We start from the raw sequence: 17,287 nt of genomic DNA, 5'->3' as shown, positions 1-17,287 counted from the left end.
GCCATTGCTAGGCCAAAATTAATTACTCTACATCGGATTCTTCGGTTTTGAGCTCGTCGTCGGAAAGACTCCAGAAAGGAGTTCCGTCTTTGGTCAGCCTGAACTTGTACTTGCGTTCTTCACCTGCCTTGAGCTTGGCGCACATGTATTCGTAACGGCCGTCAATTTCGACCAGTACCCCGTACACCTTTACCGGCATACCGGAACGCAGATCCTTTATGCGCGGCTCCACGAAGTCCTTGGGGCCGAGGTGGACCAGCACTTTCTCGCCGTCTTCCTTGTCTTCAACAAGAATGGCGATGCCTTCGGTCATGCCTTCAATGGGTACGATCCTCTTGATGTCCAGAAGGGTTCCCTTGAATACGTCTCGGTCGGTGTTGTCGTACAGCTTGTCGTATTTGCTGCCTTTTTCCCATCCGAACACATTCATTCCCGCAGCAAAGACTGCTGATACATACAGGATTGCAAGGCAGGACAGGACAGCCGAAAACATAAATATTCTTTTCCTCACGGACAGACTCCTTGAATCAATTTTCATCATTTAAATTATGTAATCACTTCTGGCTGGAAAGCCATTTATTAAAACCCCGCAGGGTTACACGCTTTATATCGCCATAGGCCTGTTTACGCAGAAAATTGGTTCCTATGAACTCCACGGTCACATCTTCTGACTTAAGGTCGACCAGAAACAGACGTATCGAATCCGCATTGAAGTTCATTGAATCCTCATCGGTGGCAGCGGAATTATCGGCTGAGATGTCATAAAGCAGCGCCAGATCAGCCCCAATGCTGCTCACTGCGCCACGGACCTTCTCAACATCGGGAACATATTTGCCATATTTCTGGCGAACCCAGAGCCCTTCAGTCGAAATATCCTGCAGAAGCTCAACTCCTCCGCCGTTGACCGGATAGGCTGACCACGCAAAATCGAAAGCTCCGGACTGCCTGCATGCATCACGCAGGGCCTGAGTCATCTCCCAGCGATACTTGAAATCAAAAGTCATGGTCGTTGTATGCCACGGCATCAGGACAACCCTGTAAACACGTCCTCCTGTATCAAAGGGCGTGCTGTAGTGCTCGGCTTTTGCACAGGCCGCGAGGATCGGCAGAATTATCAGGAAAAAAAGGATTTTTTTCATCAGGGTTCCTCTTCTGGTTCTTATGGTCGCTATATTATAATGGAGAGGAACATAAGTCCACAGGCGTCTCAAAGGGCTTGGCGTAAAGTTCTTTTGTCGTTACCATGCCCCAGTTTTTCAAACCGGAGGAATCAATGGCCGATAAAAAGAAACCACAGAAACTTTCCCGCAGAGGATTCCTGTTCGGCGGGTTCAGAGACAAGAATGACCGCGAGCAGCCCCAGAGTGCAGCCAAGCCGATAGCCGCCAAGGAAATCAACCTCGACACCCTGGCGCAGGCAAATGTTGCATACGAGAATAAACGCTATGATGAGGCCTCTGAAAAATACAAGGAATTCATAAAGACGGAACCTCAGAACCCTGATGCCAGAAAACGTCTGGGGCACTGCCTGTATAAAACCGGAAAATATGTTCAGGCCAAGGTTGAGTTTGAACGGGCTATCCGCATACTCGGCAAGGATAATTTTTCATACCTGTATCTGGGTCTGCTGCTGTGTAGGGCGGGTGCGGGCAAAAAGGCGGTTCCGGTCTGGAAACTGTATTTCGACCCGGAAAACATCACCCTGCAGCGGGAAATCAACCTTCAGATAGCCATGATCGAATCTGACCCGGAAGCGTCATTTGAAGATGCAGCCGACATGATCGAAAAGATTATTGAAGAAACCGCACAGGTACAGGGGTAACCCGAACATTTTACCAGGGTTTGCTCCTTTGGTCGCCGAAGGCATTAAAAGCTGATTTTACCCAAAATAAAGTCCCGTAATGAGTTCATTACGGGACTTTATTTTTGTCTTTAATGCCGGTTAACCGGTCTCTATCCGATCATTTTTTGTGGAAGATAGAACACTATTTCCGGGAAAATGGTTACGAAAATAACCATTAGAACCATGATCAGGAAGAAGGGGAAAGTTGCTTTAAGGATGTCTTTGACATCGTCATTGGTAATGTACTGGATGACAAAGATTGAGAATCCTACCGGCGGCGTGACCTGTGACAGCTCCACCATGAAGACCACAAAGATACCGAACCAGAGCGGATCGAATCCCGCGGCGGTGACGATGGGGAGCACGATGGGCAGCGTCATTACCACGATGGATATGCCGTCGAGAATCATGCCCAGCAACACGTACATGATTCCAAGTACGAAGATGAGCATGTACGGAGAGAGGTTCAGGGTGGCAATGAACTTGGACAAGGCGGTGGCGATTCCGAGGAAACCGACAACCTGAGCGAGAAATGCCGCACCGGATATGATGAAGCAGATCATGCCGCTGGTCTTTACCGCTGAGAGCAGGGACTCCTTGAAGTTCTCTAGGGTCAGGTTCTTGAACCACCATGCGATTGCCAGAGCACCAAGCACACCGATGACCGCAGCCTCGGTGGGGGTGGTCAGTCCGGCATAAATGCCGCCCAGAACAAGGGTGATCAGCAGCAGAACCGGGAAAAGGTCCTTGAGGGACTCCATGCGTTGGGCCATGGTGAACTCTTCCTTGTCCTGAGGCACAAGTGTGGGATTAAGTGTACAGCATATGATGATGTACAGGGAATATACACCCGCAAGAGTCAGTCCGGGGATGATTCCGGCAATGAACAGCTGACCGATGGAGGTATCCGAAAGGATACCGTAAATGATCATGATCAGGCTGGGCGGGATAAGAAATCCGAGGGTACCGGAGCCGGCAAGGGAACCGATGGAGAGGCTCTTGTGGTACCCCCGGTTGGAGAGCTCGTTGTAGGTGATTTTTCCTACGGTGGCGGTGGTTGCCGCACTGGACCCGGACACGGCTGCAAAAAGAGAGCAGGCCACCACGTTGATGTGGTAGAGGCGTCCCGGAATATTGGACAGCCACGGTACCAGCCCGTTCAGAAGCCTTGTCGAAATAGAGGTGCGGTAGAGAATTTCCCCCATAAGAATGAACAGGGGGAGAGCTGAAAGCGGCCACGAATTCAGCGTATTCCAGATGGAGTTGGCCATTAGGTCGCCGATCTTGTCCCATATGGAGATGGTCGGCGGCAAGTTCATCTTGCAGAACAGCATGCCGCATATGGCCGCAGCATAAAGCGAAAATCCTATCCAGAGTCCGGACAGCAGAAACAGCACCATCGCTCCGACAAGGACGACGGCAAGCAGCAACGGATCACTTATCATCAAGGGCTCTCCTGGCAATAAAGGCAATTAGCTGAATCAGCAGCAGTCCCATTCCCAGAGGGATGGCAAGCTGCGGAATCCACAGGGGAGTCTCCGCAATTGTATCCGCTGTCATTTCAAGATCCCATGTCTCGTAAACCATGGATATTGTGTACTTGAGGGCAAAAGAAGTAATTGCGATACCGATAACGCCGGAAACAATGTCGGCAATACGTCTGCCCTGCTCGGAAAAGTGCGAGGTCAGCAGGTTGATCCTGATCAGCCCGTCCTCTTTCATGGTATAGGCCAGCCCGGTCAGGATCAGGAATACAAGGGCGTATCCCCCGTATTCACTGGAGACAAGGGTGGATGTGTTCAGCACGGCGCGCAGGAAGATTTCGAGAACCACAAGGGCCACGATAAAAAGCATCCCGGCTGCTGAAAGAAAGGCCCCTCCAACGGAGAGGCCTTCGATTATCCTGATAAAAGTACGCATTTCAGACTACTTTTTGTAAGCGTTGATGGCTGCCTTGAAGCCTTTTTTGGCATTTTTCATGGTGTTTTCAAGCATAAGCTTGGCATCGCTGGAAAGCATGTCGGCAACTTCCTTGGTGGGCTCGGAGATGATGATTCCGTTGTCTGCCAAAGCCTTGAGGGATTCATCGTTGCTTTTGCTGGACTGTTTCCACTGGTAGACTTCGATTTCGGCGGCGGCCTTCAGTACGGCCTTCTGCTGTTCGGGATTCATGGCATCCCAGTAATCCTGGTTGATAACCATCATGTTGAGAGGGAATGCGTAGTTGATTTTGGTGAAATACTTGAGGGTTTCCCAGAATTTTCCGTCTTTACCGGATACTGCGGAAGTCAGCACGGAATCAGCAAGGCCGGTCTGCAGTGCGGAGTAAAGTTCACCCCAGGGCAGGGACATGGGGCTTGCACCAACTGCACGAAGCAGTTCCGCACCGTTTTTGTCGTAGGTTCTGGTCTTCAGGCCTTCAAGGTCAGCTGCGGTGTTGATGGGCTTCTGGGTGAAAAGTCCACTCGGAGGCCAGGGGGCGGCATAAAGAAGTTTCTGGTTCCACCTGCGGCATGCCTTTTCGTATTCGGGCTTGGCTACGTCGTAGAGTTTCTTTGCCTCAGCATAGTTGTTTGCGATCAAAGGCATGGAGCTTACACCGAAAACTTCATCGGAACCGGCAACACCACTCATGAGAATGTCGGACATGGGCAGGGTGCCGTCTTTTACGGTTTTAAGCAGCTCGGGACCTTTGAAACCTAGGCTTCCGCCGGGATGGACGGTGATCTGGACTGAACCGGAGGTATATTCAGCTACTTTGTCGGCAAAAAGTTGAGCACCCTGAGAGTGGAAGTTTGTGGCACCGTAAATGGCGTTGCAGTCCATCTTGAGCTCAGCGGCCTGTGCGGAAAGAGCAAAAGACATAACCAAAAGCAGAGCAATAACGAACCTTTTTAACATGAGTTTGCCTCCGTAATTTTTGTGTGACCTGATAAATAATACTTCCAGATTTCGCGCCTGTTATTTTTCTGTTAATCGATAAAAAGTCTTTACTAAAAATGAAATAATCAATCGTTTTTATCCAAACAACTTCACGAAAGATTATTCGTTTTTAGGTAAGTATTCACCGAATCAATGGCAGTTATACACGCAAATTAACAAAAATAAAATCTTTTAATTATAGACAAATTTGGGTACTCTCTGCGCGAATGGAGGATTTTACACTCTATAAAAATTGATACTTATTTTAAATATACTAATCATCTGGGCGTGTTGTAGCGGAGGAATAAAGTGCTGATTATAGGTGTTGATACTGGCGGAACATTCACGGATTTTATATATAAGGATGGGGATAACTGGGGCGTGCACAAGCGTCTTTCAACTCCTCATGATCCTTCTGAGGCAGTAATTAAGGGCATTAAACACATAGCCGGCGACAGAGATGTTCAGGTTGTGCATGGCTCAACAGTTGCCACCAACGCGATTCTTGAACGCAAAGGGGTAAAAACCGCCCTCATCTCCAACGATGGTTTTGAAGACATCATCCAGATCGGAAGGCAGAACCGTTCGGAGCTTTACAATCTCTCTTTTTGTAAAAAACCGCACATCGTTCCGCCTGAATTGCGTTTCGGAATTACGGGAAGAATCGATCATGAAGGGAATGAAATTGAGCCTTTTTCGGAAGAAAAAGTCCAGAATATTTTAGCAAAAATTAAAGATTCAGGAGTGGAATCCGTCGCACTCTGTCTGCTTTTTTCCTATCTAAACCCCGCGCACGAGAACAGAATGCGCGAACTTCTGGATGGAATCAGCGTTCCGGTTTCCGTTTCCCATGAGATCCTTGCCGAGTTCCGGGAGTTTGAACGTACCTCCACTACCGTTATCAACGCCTACGTTTCTCCGAAGATGACCCGCTACCTGACCAAACTGCAGGATACTCTCGGCGACAATCCGCTGCGGATCATGCAGAGCAACGGCGGTTCCATTTCCGCTGAAACCGCTATGAATGAATCCGTGCGGACCATTCTTTCCGGCCCGGCCGGAGGAGCAGTCGGTGCCCATGCAATAGGCCGGATGGCCGGGTATGACCGGCTCATTACCTTTGACATGGGCGGCACATCCTCCGATGTTGCATTAATTAATGAAGAGCTGCCCCTGACCCTTGAGTCCGCAATTGAGGATTATCCGGTCAAGGTTCCCATGATCGACATCCACACCGTAGGTGCCGGCGGAGGCTCCATTGCCCGGCTTGATGCCGGTGGTTCCCTCACCGTGGGTCCCGAAAGTGCCGGTGCCGACCCCGGACCTATCTGTTACGGCAAGGGTTCTGAAATCACCGTCACAGATGCCAACCTCTATCTGGGCAGACTTATTCCGGAACATTTCCTCGGCGGCGAAATGGCCCTTGAGACCGAAAAGCTGAACAGCACAATGGAAGCCATGGCCGCAAAGGCCGGCCTCAGCCCGGTTGAGCTTGCGGAAGGAATTCTCGACATCGCCAACACCAATATGGAGCGGGCCATCCGGGTCATCTCGGTCGAGCGCGGATTCGACCCCCGCGAATTCACCATGTTTTCCTTCGGCGGAGCCGGTGGGATGCACTGCGCATTCCTTGCAAAACTGCTCTCCATCCCCAGACTTTTCATCCCCAACAACCCCGGCATCCTTTCTGCCGTGGGCATGGTCATGGCAGATGTAATCAAGGACTACTCCCTGACCGTCATGCGCAACCAGCACAATTGCGGTGCCGAAGACCTTGAAGAGCTATTTGCGCCTCTCGAAGCGCAGGGGCGTGCCGATCTTGCCGGAGAAGGCTTTGCCGATGCGGACATCGTGGTAGAACGTTTTCTGGACATGCGCTATCAGGGCCAGTCCTTTGAAATCATCGTGCCCTTTAGCGGTGACTGGATCGAGGAATTCTCCAAACTGCACAAGCAGAACTACGGCTACCGCAACGACAACAAGACCGTTGAGATCGTGAACATCCGCTTGCGCACCAAGGGTATGCCCGTAAAGCCGGAAGTGCCTGAAGCTGGTGAGCTTGTTTCCGGGATGGATCCCGAGGCACTAATCGGGACAACGGAAACCGTTTTCGACTCCAAAAGAATGGAAACCCGCATCCTCAACCGCGACCTGCTGCGTCCCGGCAACAGGGTCGACGGACCGGCAATCATCATCGAGTACAGCTCAACCCTTGTCATTCCGCCTTTTGCCAAAGGCACTGTTGACGCTTACGGCAACCTTATTTTCGACATTGAGTAGTCAGGAGGTATTATATAATGAATGTGAATCCGATCCTCCTTGAGGTTTTCAAAAACAGGTTTGCCGCCATTTCGGAAGAAATGGGCGTAACCCTGACCAGAACCGCCTTTTCCCCGAACATCAAGGAAAGGCGCGACCTTTCCTGCGCAGTGTTCGACAGTAAAGGTGATATGATCGCACAGGCTGCGCATATTCCGGTGCATCTCGGTTCCATGCCCCTCTCCGTCAAGAGCGCAATCGAAATGAGCGATTTCTCCGAAGGTGACATGGTTATGCTCAATGACCCGTTCAAGGGCGGAACCCACCTGCCGGATATAACCCTCGTGGCCCCGGTATTCTGCGACGGCTCCGTTAAACCGGCCTTCTACGTTGCCAACCGCGCCCATCACTCCGATGTCGGCGGGATGGCAGCAGGCTCCATGCCGTTGTCCACCACCCTCTATCAGGAGGGCATAATTATCCCGCCGACCAAGATCGTTGCAGGGGGCGAGATTGTGCAGGGAGTCATGTCTCTCATCCTCAATAACGTGCGTACCCCGGTTGAACGTGAGGGAGACTTTGCAGCCCAGATCATGGCCAACATCACCGGCGTTACCAGACTCAAGGAACTCATTTCCAAATACGGACTTGAAAAAGTGGATTTCTATGCGGCCAGCCTCAATGATTACGCCGAGGCCATCACCCGCAAGACAATCGAATCCATACCCGACGGCATATGCAATTTCACCGACTACATGGACGGTGACGGCGTGGACTGCGAAAATGTGCCCATCTCCGTAACCATGGAAATAAAGGGCGACAGCGCGAAGCTTGATTTTACCGGTTCAGGCAATCAGGTCTCCGGCAGCGTAAACGCCGTGCGCTCCATCACCATGTCCGCAGTGCTTTACGTTTTCCGTTCACTGATCGAAGGCGATGTACCCACAAACGCCGGAATTCTGCGGCCCATCGAAATCCTGACCCGCAAGGGCTCCATCCTCGACGCAAACTTCCCGGCAGCGGTTGCAGGAGGGAACGTTGAAACCTCCCAGCGGGTGGTAGACGTGGTTCTCGGTGCTCTTGCAGCAGCCATTCCGCAACGCATTCCTGCCGCTAGTCAGGGAACCATGAACAACATGACCATCGGCGGCATGGATGAAAGGACCGGCAAACCTTTTGCCTACTACGAAACACTTGCCGGCGGCATGGGGGCATCCGCAACCTGCCGCGGTGAACACGCCACCCATTCGCACATGACCAACACCCTGAATACTCCGGTGGAAGCCCTTGAGTACAGTTATCCCTTCCGGGTCAAGACCTACTGTATCCGCAAGAATACCGGAGGAGCAGGCAGGGTTCCCGGCGGGGACGGCCTTGTCCGTGAAATAGAGCTGCTCTCCGACTGCGAAATAACCGTGCTTTCCGAACGTCGAGCCAATGCACCCTACGGGCTGCAGGGCGGAAGCCCCGGTACCCCGGGGCGTAACATCCTCATCCGCGATGGAAAGGAAATCGAAAAGCCGGGCAAATTCCATTCTCCGCTCAAAAAGGGCGACATAGTGCGCATGGAGACTCCCGGAGGTGGCGGCTGGGGAAGATAGATGCTTCCAGCGGCTGAATCTGGTCGAACTAACTGAAAGCGTATCAAATAAATCAAGCGGGCCGGCATTTCTGGATGATGTCGGCCCGCTTTTTTGGGGTATGTTCCAGCAGGGAACAAATTTTGAAGCATTATTATCCGGCCCGAGGTGGACGGATGAACATGCCGTGAAAACTACAGAAAGTAACGCACTGCGGCGACGAATCCCATTCCGGCCGCAACTGTCCCGAAGAAGTTGCGGCTGAATATGGCAACCGCGAATGTCGGTAGTGCAGCCCAGAAGTAGATATTGCCGAAACTGAGGTCTATGACTCCTTCCGGAGCCAGCAGCGACGGGGCAAGCAGGGCGGAAAGCACTGCGGTAGGCACGTAGGAGAGCCATTTTATGACGATGGGCGGCAGTTCGCGGGAACTGAGGGCCATGGCCGGAAGCATGCGCGGAATGTAGGTTACAGCCATCATGCCGAAGAGGGTGAAAAGTATTAATTTCTGGTCCATTTTACTGCTGCTCCGAGGGTTGCACCCAGAAGGGTGGCGATGATTACGTTCCACTGTCCGGCTCCGCCAAGTGCAAGGGTTGTGGAGAGAAGTCCGGTTGCAAGTCCTACAATGACATGGCTTTTGTCCTTGATCTGGAAAAGGAGCAGGGCGATGAACATGGCCGGGAGTGCATAGTCAAGGCCCATGGGTTTCACGTCGCTGATGAGGGTGCTGGAAAATATGCCCAGCACGGTCCCGCCAACCCATGCGGCATGTGCGATGGAGTTGATCAGGAAGGTCTCGCCCTTGTGCATTTCCCCGTTTGCGAATCTGGTGGAGTGGACCGCGAAGCTCTCGTCCGTGAGCTGAAAGGTGAACGCCGCAAGCTGCAGTTTGGTCCATTTTTTCAGGAACGGGGACAGGGCGGCGGACATCAGCAGATGGCGCAGGTTGACGATGAAGGTTGTAATAATCACCGACAGGGCGGAAGCACCGGAAGCAATCAGGCCTACGGCTATGAACTGTGCCGATCCTGCGAAGACAATCAGTGACATCAGCAGTGTGTTGTCGATGGAGATTCCGGACTTGCGGGCCAGAACCCCGTATGCGAAACCGACGGGCATATAGCCCAGCACAATAGGCAGGGCCTGTTTAAATGCCGACATCAGCACGCTGTTATCTTTCATTTTTGGGGAACTCATAACGGATTCCACGTTTACCTCCGGTGCTATGAAATATTCTTCAGGCTTTTTTGATCTGCTTGCCAGTCTACACAAAATCTGACATCAGTACAGATACAGTTTTTATAAAAATAAACCGTAACAGATGGTGTTAGTGAGGGAAAAATGAATCTGAGCAGTTCGGACAGCCAGTACCGCTATAAAAAGGTCGAGCAGGAGCTTTCTAAGCATATCGAGGCCGGAGATCTTGTGCCCGGAGACAAACTTCCTTCGCTTCGACAGATGAGTGAAACCCTGAGTGTTTCCATCTCCACGGTAAGCCATGCCTACGAAGAACTGGAAAAACGTGGGCTAATCGAATCACGGCCGCGGTCCGGGTATTATGTTCGCAGTGAATTCCGGGCCATTCCCACTCCTGAAATCAACATACCACGCAAAATAGAGCCGCATTCAGTAACCAAGAGCAAGCTTATCCAGACCGCCCTGCAGACCGTCGGTAACAAGGATCTGCTCCCTCTTGGGGTTGTCTGCCCAAGCAATGAGCTGCTGCCCACCCGGCAACTGGCCAAGATCATGAACAGCGTAATACGGGAGCATCCTCTGGAGACTGCCGGGTACGAAATGATTCCCGGTAATCTCGATCTGCGCAGGCAGATCGCCTTCAGGTCCGTGGATTGCGGTTCCAATGTCACGGCGGACGGGCTGGTCATTACCACCGGGGCGATGGAAGCCCTGTACATTTCATTGCGGACCCTTACCCGTCCCGGAGATCTGGTGCTCATCCAATCTCCTTCTTATTATTGTTTCCTGCAGCTGGTCGAAAATCTCGGCCTGCGGGCCATTGAGATACCTTCCTGCCCGAAGCGTGGAATAAACCCTGATCGCGTGGCTGAAATTACCCGTACTTTTGATATCAAGGCCTGTATTTTCGCCCCTAACTTCAACAACCCGGACGGAAGCATCACTTCAGACGACCGTAAACGCGAGATAGTTGAAATCCTTGCGGCCCGCAAAATTCCGTTGGTGGAGGACGATGTTTACGGGGAAATCTATTTCGGTGAGCACCGGCCCCGTACATTGAAGTCCTTCGACCGCGATGGCGGGGTACTGCTCTGCTCCTCGTTTTCCAAGACAATTGCCCCCGGATACCGCGTGGGCTGGCTTGCTCCGGGGCGCTATCTGGAAAAGGCTCTGGAGATAAAGGCGACCACCAACGTTTCCTGTGTAGCCCCGACCCAGATGGCGATTGCGCGCTATCTGCGTGAAACTCTTTATGACCGCCACCTGAAAAAGCTCCGTGTCGCCATGAAGGAACAGATGTGTAAAATGCGCACGGAAATAGGCTTATCCTTTCCAGAGGGAACCAAGGTCACCAATCCCAAGGGTGGGTCGGTGCTGTGGGTCGAGCTTCCTGAAGGGACTGACGGGGTCGCTCTCTTTTTCAAGGCTCGCGCCGAGGGTATCGGCATTGTACCCGGAATAGTCTTTTCTCCACAGGATGTTTTTTCAAACTACATCCGACTGTCCAGTGGCGCTCCATGGAGTGACGAAATTCAGGCTGGGGTTCGCCGTCTTGGTGAGCTGGCTGCCATGTAATTTACCGGGCTGTCCGGCTCCGGCGGCCAAGGCTGCGCTTTTGTGTATTCTGGTTCTCAGGCGGATTTACGGATGGACGATAGTAAAACACGACCGCAATATCTAGGATGATATTGCGGTCTTTGATTTTTATGTGCAGGGCTGCTAGGTGGAATTACTGTGGAACATGCCCTGGAGCCGGTTACTTCGTTAATTCCTATGAAAACGTGATATTTGGCGACTCCTCAGGAATTAACAATCTGAAACCAATTGGGATTCCAAAGGGCCGCGGGCCCTTTGGCCGCCGGAGGCGTACTTTGGTGCTCTCTGCGAACTAGAGATCCTCAAGATCCAGACGCGTGGTCAGTTCTACCAGCGTGCGTACGCCGAATCCTGTTCCGCCTGCTGATCCGGCCGGGGTTTTCTTTTTGCGCCAGGCCGGTCCGGCAATGTCCAGATGTGCCCAGGGAACGCTTTCGGGCACGAATTCCTTGAGGAATATACCGGCATGGATGGTTCCGCCTTCTCGCGAACCTACATTCTTGAGGTCGGCCACTTCGCTTTTCAGCTCTTCCTTGTACATATCCCACAGGGGCAGGGCCCAGAATCTTTCGCCTACGCTCATGCCTGATTCAATGACCAGATTGCGCATTTTAAGTGAGTTATCCATTACGGCAGCTACGTTCCATCCCAGTGCCACAACGCAGGCTCCGGTCAGGGTGGCGAGGTCGATTATGGCTGCGGGTTCATACTGGGCGGAGAAGGCAAGGGCGTCGCAGAGCAGCAGTCTGCCTTCGGCATCAGTATTTAGAATTTCAATTGTCTTACCGGAAAATGAGGTGACTACCTCTCCCGGACGGGTTGAGGCTGCATCCGGCATATTGTCCGCACAGGGCAGTATGCCCACGATGGGCAGGTCAGGTTTGATTTCTCCTACGGCCTGAAAGAATCCCAGGATTGCGGCAGCACCGGCCATGTCGCACTTCATGTCTTCGATGAATCCGGTCGGCTTGAGGGAAATTCCGCCGGTATCGAAGGTGACACCTTTACCGACCACTACCAGCGGCTTCTGGCCTTCACGGTCTTTGGGGCAGTACTCAAGGATGATCATGCGCGGTTCGTCCACGGAACCCCTGAAAACCGAAGCAAAGGCTCCCATTCCTTTGTCTATGATCTCCTTGCGCTTCATCTGCTTGAATTTAAATCCGTATTTCTTTGCCATCTTTCGGGCCTCTTCAGCCAGATAGACCGGATTGGCCACATTGGGAGGCAGGTTGACCAGATCACGGGTATAGGCAGTGCCCATACCTATGGCCTGCGCCCGGGCGATTGCTTCACTGAAATGCTCCGGCAGTTCTTCGGCAGAAAGGAAGCGCACACTTTCAGGCAGGCCGATTTTGTCGTCCTTTTTGCTTTTGAAAAGGTCGAATGAATAGAGACCACCCATGGCTGCGACGACGAAATGCTCATACCTGTCTTCAAGGATGATACCTTCGAATGCTGCCAGAGGCACTCCTACAGTGCGAAATCTGAGTTCCCGGCATTTCTGGAATGCAGCGGCTACGGCCTGTGAAAACTGTTCTACTCCGAATTCCTTCTCTGCCCCCAGACCAACAAGCAGGACCCGCTGTACGGATGATCCGGAGCCGTAAATTACGGTCGTGGTCCCGAGGTCTCCTTCGAAATCAGCCAGTGCAGGAGAACCGGACACCCAGTCGGCATCGGAGGCCATCCACACAGAAAAGCCGGGCAGGTATTCCTCTGAATCCTTGAAAGCGAAAAAGATTACTGCATCCGCGGACCATGCGGATGCAGGTTCGACAACAATATTGAATTCCATGTGATTCTCCATGAGTTGTTAACTGCAGCTCGTTGAAGAAGACGACAGTTCCAGTTCCAGTTGCAGGTCATAGAAAGCGGAAATTCCGCTTTTGTCTGTAAACTCTTTCAGACATGGCTCCGCTCAGTTTGAGCAGGAAACCGGCAGTTCTAATTGGGTGAAATCTGTTCCACGAAGGAAAAACTGCCTTCGGAGTATCGGATTATATCCACTGTTTTCATGGGGACACGGGTGCCTTCGGGATAGGAAATCTCCCCGGTAACACCTTTGAAACCGCTTGTTGCGGTCAGGGCCTCGCGCACTTTTTCAGGATCGGCACTGCCCGCTCGTTCAATGGCCTGTGCCAGCAGCATGACGGTGTCATACCCAAGGGCGGCAAATCCCGACTCAGGTTTTACTCCGAACATCTTTTCGTATTCCTCGACAAATTCCTGAACCACTGGGGCCGGGTTATCCAGCGCCACATGGGTGGCGAAGTAAATGTCGTGGGCGTATTCCGCAGGAATGTTCTTCAGTCCGGGAGTATCGAACCCGTCTCCGGACACGATCGGCTGATTGTTCCCGGCACTGCGTATCTGGGTGACGTAGCCCGGAACATCCGGCGGTATGGAGGAGAGGAACAGAACATCCGGGGTGGCATCCTTGCCGTTGGGCATGGGATATTCCTTTGTCCCGGTGTTATACCAGACCTCGTCGACAATTTTTCCGCCGTATTTACGGTAACGGCGTTTGAAGTATTTGGACAGTGTCTTGGTGAATTCCGTGGAAATGTCGGTTCCGACAAAACAGTTCTCGGAGTTGAGCCTGCGTTTTGCGAATTTGGCTACCGCACGGGCCTGCATGTTGTCGCCGAAAGCGGCCATGAAAAAGTATTTACCGTACATGTACGGCAGATTCTGCATGGTTGCTCCCGCCGTGATGAAAACAATGTTTTTAGCAGTTACCGCGGGGGCTGCAACCATCACGTAATCGGTGTCATTGAGGCCCACAACAGCTGTCATGTCGTCCTGTCCGGCCAGAATCTGCGATGCCATAAGGGTGGAATCCGTATTGGATCGGCAGTCGGAGATGACGAGGCTCACCTTTTTACCCAGCAGGCCTCCTTTGGAGTTGATGACTTCCTTGGCCAGTTCCATTCCGTGCAGTCCAGGCTGGTCAATGGCTGCCATGCCTCCGGTCAGATTGTAGAGCACTCCTACCTTAATGGATTTGGAGTCGGCAAGAGCGCCGGTAGAAAGCATAAGTACGAGTACGAAACTGAAAAATATACGGAGCCGCATAGTTCCTCCCATGGGTAAGCTGCAGACGGCATTAATTTTTATAATTGGGTCTGTTTATGAATATGAACGCAGAATAGCACTTTTTACGCTGTTAGAACAGGGGGACGTCTGCAGTTCTGTACCTAATCTTTTCCGGAATCCATGGCCAGCTTGGCCTGCTGTGCTTCCAGAAATTGTTGAAATTTATTGAGTTCCTCTTCGCGACGTTCCGGAATAAGCGGGAATTCAGATTCGGTCCGGTAGCGTTTGTCCGCCAGGGTGCGGTTTGCAGGTGCTTCGTTCATGGTGCCCTGCCAGCCCGAAGTATCCCGGACAAGTTGCCGGGGATAGCTTACCCCGATGAAGGCGCGGGTTACACGTGTGGCATCGCGCAGTTTACGCATGTCCAGAAATTCGGCTTTTGCACTGACCTCCCGGACCATCTTGTCCAGGCAGACCATTCTTTCCGGCATGGCGACGCGTTCAAAGACGGCTCCGTGGTTATTGAGGATCTGTCCTCTGTCCCCGGCTGTTGACGGGTCTATGTACAGGGCAGCGTAGAGCCCGGACGGGTCGTACACTGAGAGGTCACAAGAAAGATCAACCCCTATTCCGCAGGTCAGGCAGGTCACATCCCGGTGGCGCGGCAGGACATCGCGGCGCAGCCAGTTGTCCGAATTGGACGGATCGTTGATGGGCCGTTTGTTTTCCGGGGCAAATTCCCTGATCGGTGATTTTATGAGGGTGGCTGCGTACAGTTCGCTGGTTTCCATCCATGCGGCCATGCCCAGCACTCCCTTGAAATCCCTGCGGCGCCTGCGGGCCAGAAGAAACAGGCCCCGGTAAAGCCGGTCAAGGGTGGTGCCGCCTTCCTCGGTTGATTCAAACATGATGTATTCGTTGAATCCTCCGGCAAGGGTCAGGTTGAACGGTGTGCGGATGAGGACTGCACCGGTATCATTGCGCGGAACCAGAAAATCGGCAAGGTCATGGCCGTCGGTAGGCAGCCAGGCCATTGTTCCCCCGATGGTGATCATTGTTCCGAGCACCTTCATGTAGTCTTCAGGAATTTCCCCCAGCCCGCCGACCCCTATCGAATATTCGGTCTGTGAAAACCTTCTTGAAAAAATGCGAGTGCTATCAACGCGGGAATGAAAAATGTCGGCAACCGTGCCAATTACTCGTATTTCCGTAGGATTGTTTTCTCCCGGTACAAAGCGGAAATGTCCTATCGGTGAGTCCATCTGCTCCATTCTGTCCCAGTTTTCCAGTGCCTGGCGCTCCCAGTGAACCGATTGCAGAAAATCCGTGGCTTCGCTGCGTGAGTTGAAAACATTCAGGGAGCGGAGCATGCCTGCGGTTTCCAGCACATTGCGGCAGTACGGCTGCACTCCGCACAGGGCCAGAGATCCGTTGTTTTGTTTCAGCCGTTTCATGGTGCGGACGATGCTGCGAATTCCTGCGCTGGAAAGGTAACGTACTCCGCCCATGTCGAAGACCATGCACACAGGATTTTCATTGGAGAAGAGGTTGTCCAGAATCATGTCCAGCTCGCCGGAGCCGTACGCGTCTATCCTTTCTCCCAGCTCGACGACCACTGTATCGCCGTGTCTGCGTATCTTTATATCCATGAATGAACTCCTGTGCTTTTCACAAGAACTGATGTTTAAGGATTTCACGCAGAATAGGCATAACATCCGCCGGTTGTGAAGTTGCTTTCGGAAAAACTGTACTATTTTTTGGGGGTCTGGTAACTATGGGGCTAAGAGGAAACCCATGAAAAAAGTACTGCACAAGTTCATTCCGAACACTGCTACCGGTAACTTTATCAAGCAGGCGCTTGAGGACCGGAACATGAGCATGAAGGACGTTCTTCACGGCTACATGTATATCCGCTGGCCCAAGGCCTATATCGGAGCGGCTCTGGGCGAGAATAACCTTGCGCCGATAGCTGATTTCATTTCCAGCCTAATGGCTTCCCCTTCCGATCCTGAAAAACGTCGCAAGCTCAAGGAAGATTTTGCCGAGACCTACCACGGCAAGGTACTGCCTACGGATGAGGCTTCAAAACTTGTCAGAATTGACCGGTCTGTTTCCACCACCCTCCCGGAAACAGTCCTGCCTTTCAAGAAAGCGCGCGCTATCATCCTCAAGCACCCTGATCATATAGTCGTTCTTGAGTGTCCCTGCCGGGCTTCGCGGGAAAATCCCTGCAGTCCGATGGACGTCTGCCTGATTGTGGGTGATCCCTTTGCCTCTTTTGTGGAAAAGAACCATGCCGAAAAGTCCAGGCGTATTACCCCGGATGAGGCGGTTCGCATCCTAGAAGCCGAAAATGCCCGCGGGCATGTGCACCATGCGTTTTTCAAGGATGTCATGCTCGGGAGGTTCTATGCAATCTGCAACTGCTGTCCATGCTGCTGCGGAGCCATGGAAGCAATGCGAAACGGCATTCCCATGCTGGTTCCCTCAGGCTACATAGCCGTGGTGGACCCGCACAAATGCATCGGCTGCGGGCAGTGCATGGAATACTGTCCTTTCGGGGCCATGAAAGTACGTGACAAGCGTATGCGCATCGATCCTTCCAAGTGCATGGGCTGTGGGGTCTGTGTAAATAAATGCCGCAAGGATTCCCTGCGTCTCGCCCGCAACAGAAAGCATCCCGATCCGCTGCTTGTTGATGAGCTTTAGACTTTTTGCAGGATAGGTTTCATAAATAAAGCCCGCAACGTCATAAGATGTTGCGGGCTTGGTCTTTATTGTACGCTTTTCATGGGCTGTCAGCCCGCACATTGAATTAGACGAAAGACAGTTTGGCCTGAGCCGTGG

At 52.3% G+C, this 17,287-nt stretch carries 15 protein-coding genes; 5 read left to right on the top strand and 10 right to left on the bottom strand.

The window, feature by feature from the left end; translation table 11 throughout:
• Positions 1-22 precede the first annotated feature (22 nt).
• A complete protein-coding gene (locus N7E73_RS06225; protein WP_432738175.1) occupies positions 23-511 on the bottom strand; it encodes a hypothetical protein in 489 nt (162 codons plus the stop codon).
• A gap of 43 nt (positions 512-554) precedes the next feature.
• Positions 555-1,139, bottom strand: a complete 585-nt coding sequence (locus N7E73_RS06220) for a hypothetical protein (protein WP_432738174.1) — start codon at positions 1,137-1,139, stop codon at positions 555-557.
• 134 nt (positions 1,140-1,273) lie between these two features.
• Between N7E73_RS06220 and N7E73_RS06215 the strand changes: the two genes are divergently transcribed.
• Positions 1,274-1,822, top strand: a complete 549-nt coding sequence (locus tag N7E73_RS06215) for a tetratricopeptide repeat protein (RefSeq protein WP_432738173.1) — start codon at positions 1,274-1,276, stop codon at positions 1,820-1,822.
• 131 nt (positions 1,823-1,953) lie between these two features.
• On the opposite strand, the gene N7E73_RS06210 is transcribed toward N7E73_RS06215, so the two are convergent.
• The 3 genes from N7E73_RS06210 to N7E73_RS06200 are packed head-to-tail and all read right to left on the bottom strand — an operon-like array spanning position 1,954 to position 4,744.
• Entirely contained in the window at positions 1,954-3,288 is a 1,335-nt protein-coding gene (locus N7E73_RS06210; protein WP_432738844.1) for a TRAP transporter large permease, read from the bottom strand.
• Positions 3,278-3,763, bottom strand: coding sequence for a TRAP transporter small permease subunit (locus tag N7E73_RS06205; RefSeq protein ID WP_432738172.1), 486 nt, complete (start codon positions 3,761-3,763; stop codon positions 3,278-3,280). The genes N7E73_RS06210 and N7E73_RS06205 overlap by 11 nt, the downstream gene beginning before the upstream one ends.
• A gap of 6 nt (positions 3,764-3,769) precedes the next feature.
• Positions 3,770-4,744 carry a TRAP transporter substrate-binding protein gene (locus tag N7E73_RS06200; protein WP_432738171.1) on the bottom strand — a complete coding sequence of 325 codons (975 nt, stop codon included), beginning with the start codon at positions 4,742-4,744 and terminating at the stop codon, positions 3,770-3,772.
• Positions 4,745-5,074: 330 nt separating this feature from the next.
• Here N7E73_RS06200 and N7E73_RS06195 point away from each other — a divergent pair, with 330 nt between their 5' ends.
• Both N7E73_RS06195 and N7E73_RS06190 read left to right on the top strand, forming a co-directional pair.
• Complete coding sequence (locus N7E73_RS06195; RefSeq protein WP_432738170.1) at positions 5,075-7,045, top strand: hydantoinase/oxoprolinase family protein; 1,971 nt, start codon at positions 5,075-5,077, stop codon at positions 7,043-7,045.
• 17 nt (positions 7,046-7,062) lie between these two features.
• On the top strand, positions 7,063-8,625 hold the full coding sequence (locus N7E73_RS06190) for a hydantoinase B/oxoprolinase family protein (RefSeq protein WP_432738169.1): 1,563 nt from the start codon (positions 7,063-7,065) through the stop codon (positions 8,623-8,625).
• Between the two features lie 173 nt (positions 8,626-8,798).
• On the opposite strand, the gene N7E73_RS06185 is transcribed toward N7E73_RS06190, so the two are convergent.
• The gene (locus tag N7E73_RS06185) at positions 8,799-9,122 is read right to left on the bottom strand and encodes an AzlD domain-containing protein (RefSeq protein WP_432738168.1); all 324 of its coding nucleotides are present in this window, start codon (positions 9,120-9,122) and stop codon (positions 8,799-8,801) included.
• Positions 9,107-9,790 carry an AzlC family ABC transporter permease gene (locus N7E73_RS06180; protein ID WP_432738167.1) on the bottom strand — a complete coding sequence of 228 codons (684 nt, stop codon included), beginning with the start codon at positions 9,788-9,790 and terminating at the stop codon, positions 9,107-9,109. The genes N7E73_RS06185 and N7E73_RS06180 overlap by 16 nt, the downstream gene beginning before the upstream one ends.
• A 159-nt stretch (positions 9,791-9,949) precedes the next feature.
• On the opposite strand from N7E73_RS06180, the gene N7E73_RS06175 reads away from it, so the two are divergent.
• On the top strand, positions 9,950-11,380 hold the full coding sequence (locus N7E73_RS06175) for a PLP-dependent aminotransferase family protein (protein WP_432738166.1): 1,431 nt from the start codon (positions 9,950-9,952) through the stop codon (positions 11,378-11,380).
• Positions 11,381-11,693: 313 nt separating this feature from the next.
• Here the strand turns inward: N7E73_RS06175 and N7E73_RS06170 are convergent, their stop codons facing one another.
• The 3 genes from N7E73_RS06170 to N7E73_RS06160 all read right to left on the bottom strand — a co-directional run bounded on the left by N7E73_RS06170 (position 11,694) and on the right by N7E73_RS06160 (position 16,089).
• On the bottom strand, positions 11,694-13,199 hold the full coding sequence (locus N7E73_RS06170; RefSeq protein WP_432738165.1) for a leucyl aminopeptidase: 1,506 nt from the start codon (positions 13,197-13,199) through the stop codon (positions 11,694-11,696).
• A gap of 149 nt (positions 13,200-13,348) precedes the next feature.
• Positions 13,349-14,479, bottom strand: a complete 1,131-nt coding sequence (locus N7E73_RS06165; RefSeq protein WP_432738164.1) for an ABC transporter substrate-binding protein — start codon at positions 14,477-14,479, stop codon at positions 13,349-13,351.
• Positions 14,480-14,601: 122 nt separating this feature from the next.
• Complete coding sequence (locus tag N7E73_RS06160; RefSeq protein ID WP_432738163.1) at positions 14,602-16,089, bottom strand: STAS domain-containing protein; 1,488 nt, start codon at positions 16,087-16,089, stop codon at positions 14,602-14,604.
• A gap of 145 nt (positions 16,090-16,234) precedes the next feature.
• Between N7E73_RS06160 and N7E73_RS06155 the strand changes: the two genes are divergently transcribed.
• Entirely contained in the window at positions 16,235-17,149 is a 915-nt protein-coding gene (locus N7E73_RS06155; protein WP_432738162.1) for a 4Fe-4S binding protein, read from the top strand.
• The last annotated feature ends 138 nt before the right edge of the window (positions 17,150-17,287 follow it).

The organism is Maridesulfovibrio sp. FT414 (assembly GCF_050916235.1).
Taxonomy (GTDB): Bacteria; Desulfobacterota; Desulfovibrionia; order Desulfovibrionales; family Desulfovibrionaceae; genus Maridesulfovibrio.
This window is presented reverse-complemented; position numbering and strand designations above follow the sequence as displayed.

Excerpts from the sequence above, each read along its gene's own strand:
- N7E73_RS06220 (WP_432738174.1), bottom strand. The coding sequence starts at position 1,139 with ATGAAAAAAATCCTTTTTTTCCTGATAATTCTGCCGATCCTCGCGGCC.
- N7E73_RS06215 (WP_432738173.1), top strand. The coding sequence starts at position 1,274 with ATGGCCGATAAAAAGAAACCACAGAAACTTTCCCGCAGAGGATTCCTG.
- N7E73_RS06210 (WP_432738844.1), bottom strand. The coding sequence starts at position 3,288 with ATGATAAGTGATCCGTTGCTGCTTGCCGTCGTCCTTGTCGGAGCGATG.
- N7E73_RS06205 (WP_432738172.1), bottom strand. The coding sequence starts at position 3,763 with ATGCGTACTTTTATCAGGATAATCGAAGGCCTCTCCGTTGGAGGGGCC.
- N7E73_RS06200 (WP_432738171.1), bottom strand. The coding sequence starts at position 4,744 with ATGTTAAAAAGGTTCGTTATTGCTCTGCTTTTGGTTATGTCTTTTGCT.
- N7E73_RS06190 (WP_432738169.1), top strand. The coding sequence starts at position 7,063 with ATGAATGTGAATCCGATCCTCCTTGAGGTTTTCAAAAACAGGTTTGCC.
- N7E73_RS06185 (WP_432738168.1), bottom strand. The coding sequence starts at position 9,122 with ATGGACCAGAAATTAATACTTTTCACCCTCTTCGGCATGATGGCTGTA.
- N7E73_RS06180 (WP_432738167.1), bottom strand. The coding sequence starts at position 9,790 with ATGAAAGATAACAGCGTGCTGATGTCGGCATTTAAACAGGCCCTGCCT.
- N7E73_RS06175 (WP_432738166.1), top strand. The coding sequence starts at position 9,950 with ATGAATCTGAGCAGTTCGGACAGCCAGTACCGCTATAAAAAGGTCGAG.
- N7E73_RS06170 (WP_432738165.1), bottom strand. The coding sequence starts at position 13,199 with ATGGAATTCAATATTGTTGTCGAACCTGCATCCGCATGGTCCGCGGAT.
- N7E73_RS06165 (WP_432738164.1), bottom strand. The coding sequence starts at position 14,479 with ATGCGGCTCCGTATATTTTTCAGTTTCGTACTCGTACTTATGCTTTCT.
- N7E73_RS06160 (WP_432738163.1), bottom strand. The coding sequence starts at position 16,089 with ATGGATATAAAGATACGCAGACACGGCGATACAGTGGTCGTCGAGCTG.
- N7E73_RS06155 (WP_432738162.1), top strand. The coding sequence starts at position 16,235 with ATGAAAAAAGTACTGCACAAGTTCATTCCGAACACTGCTACCGGTAAC.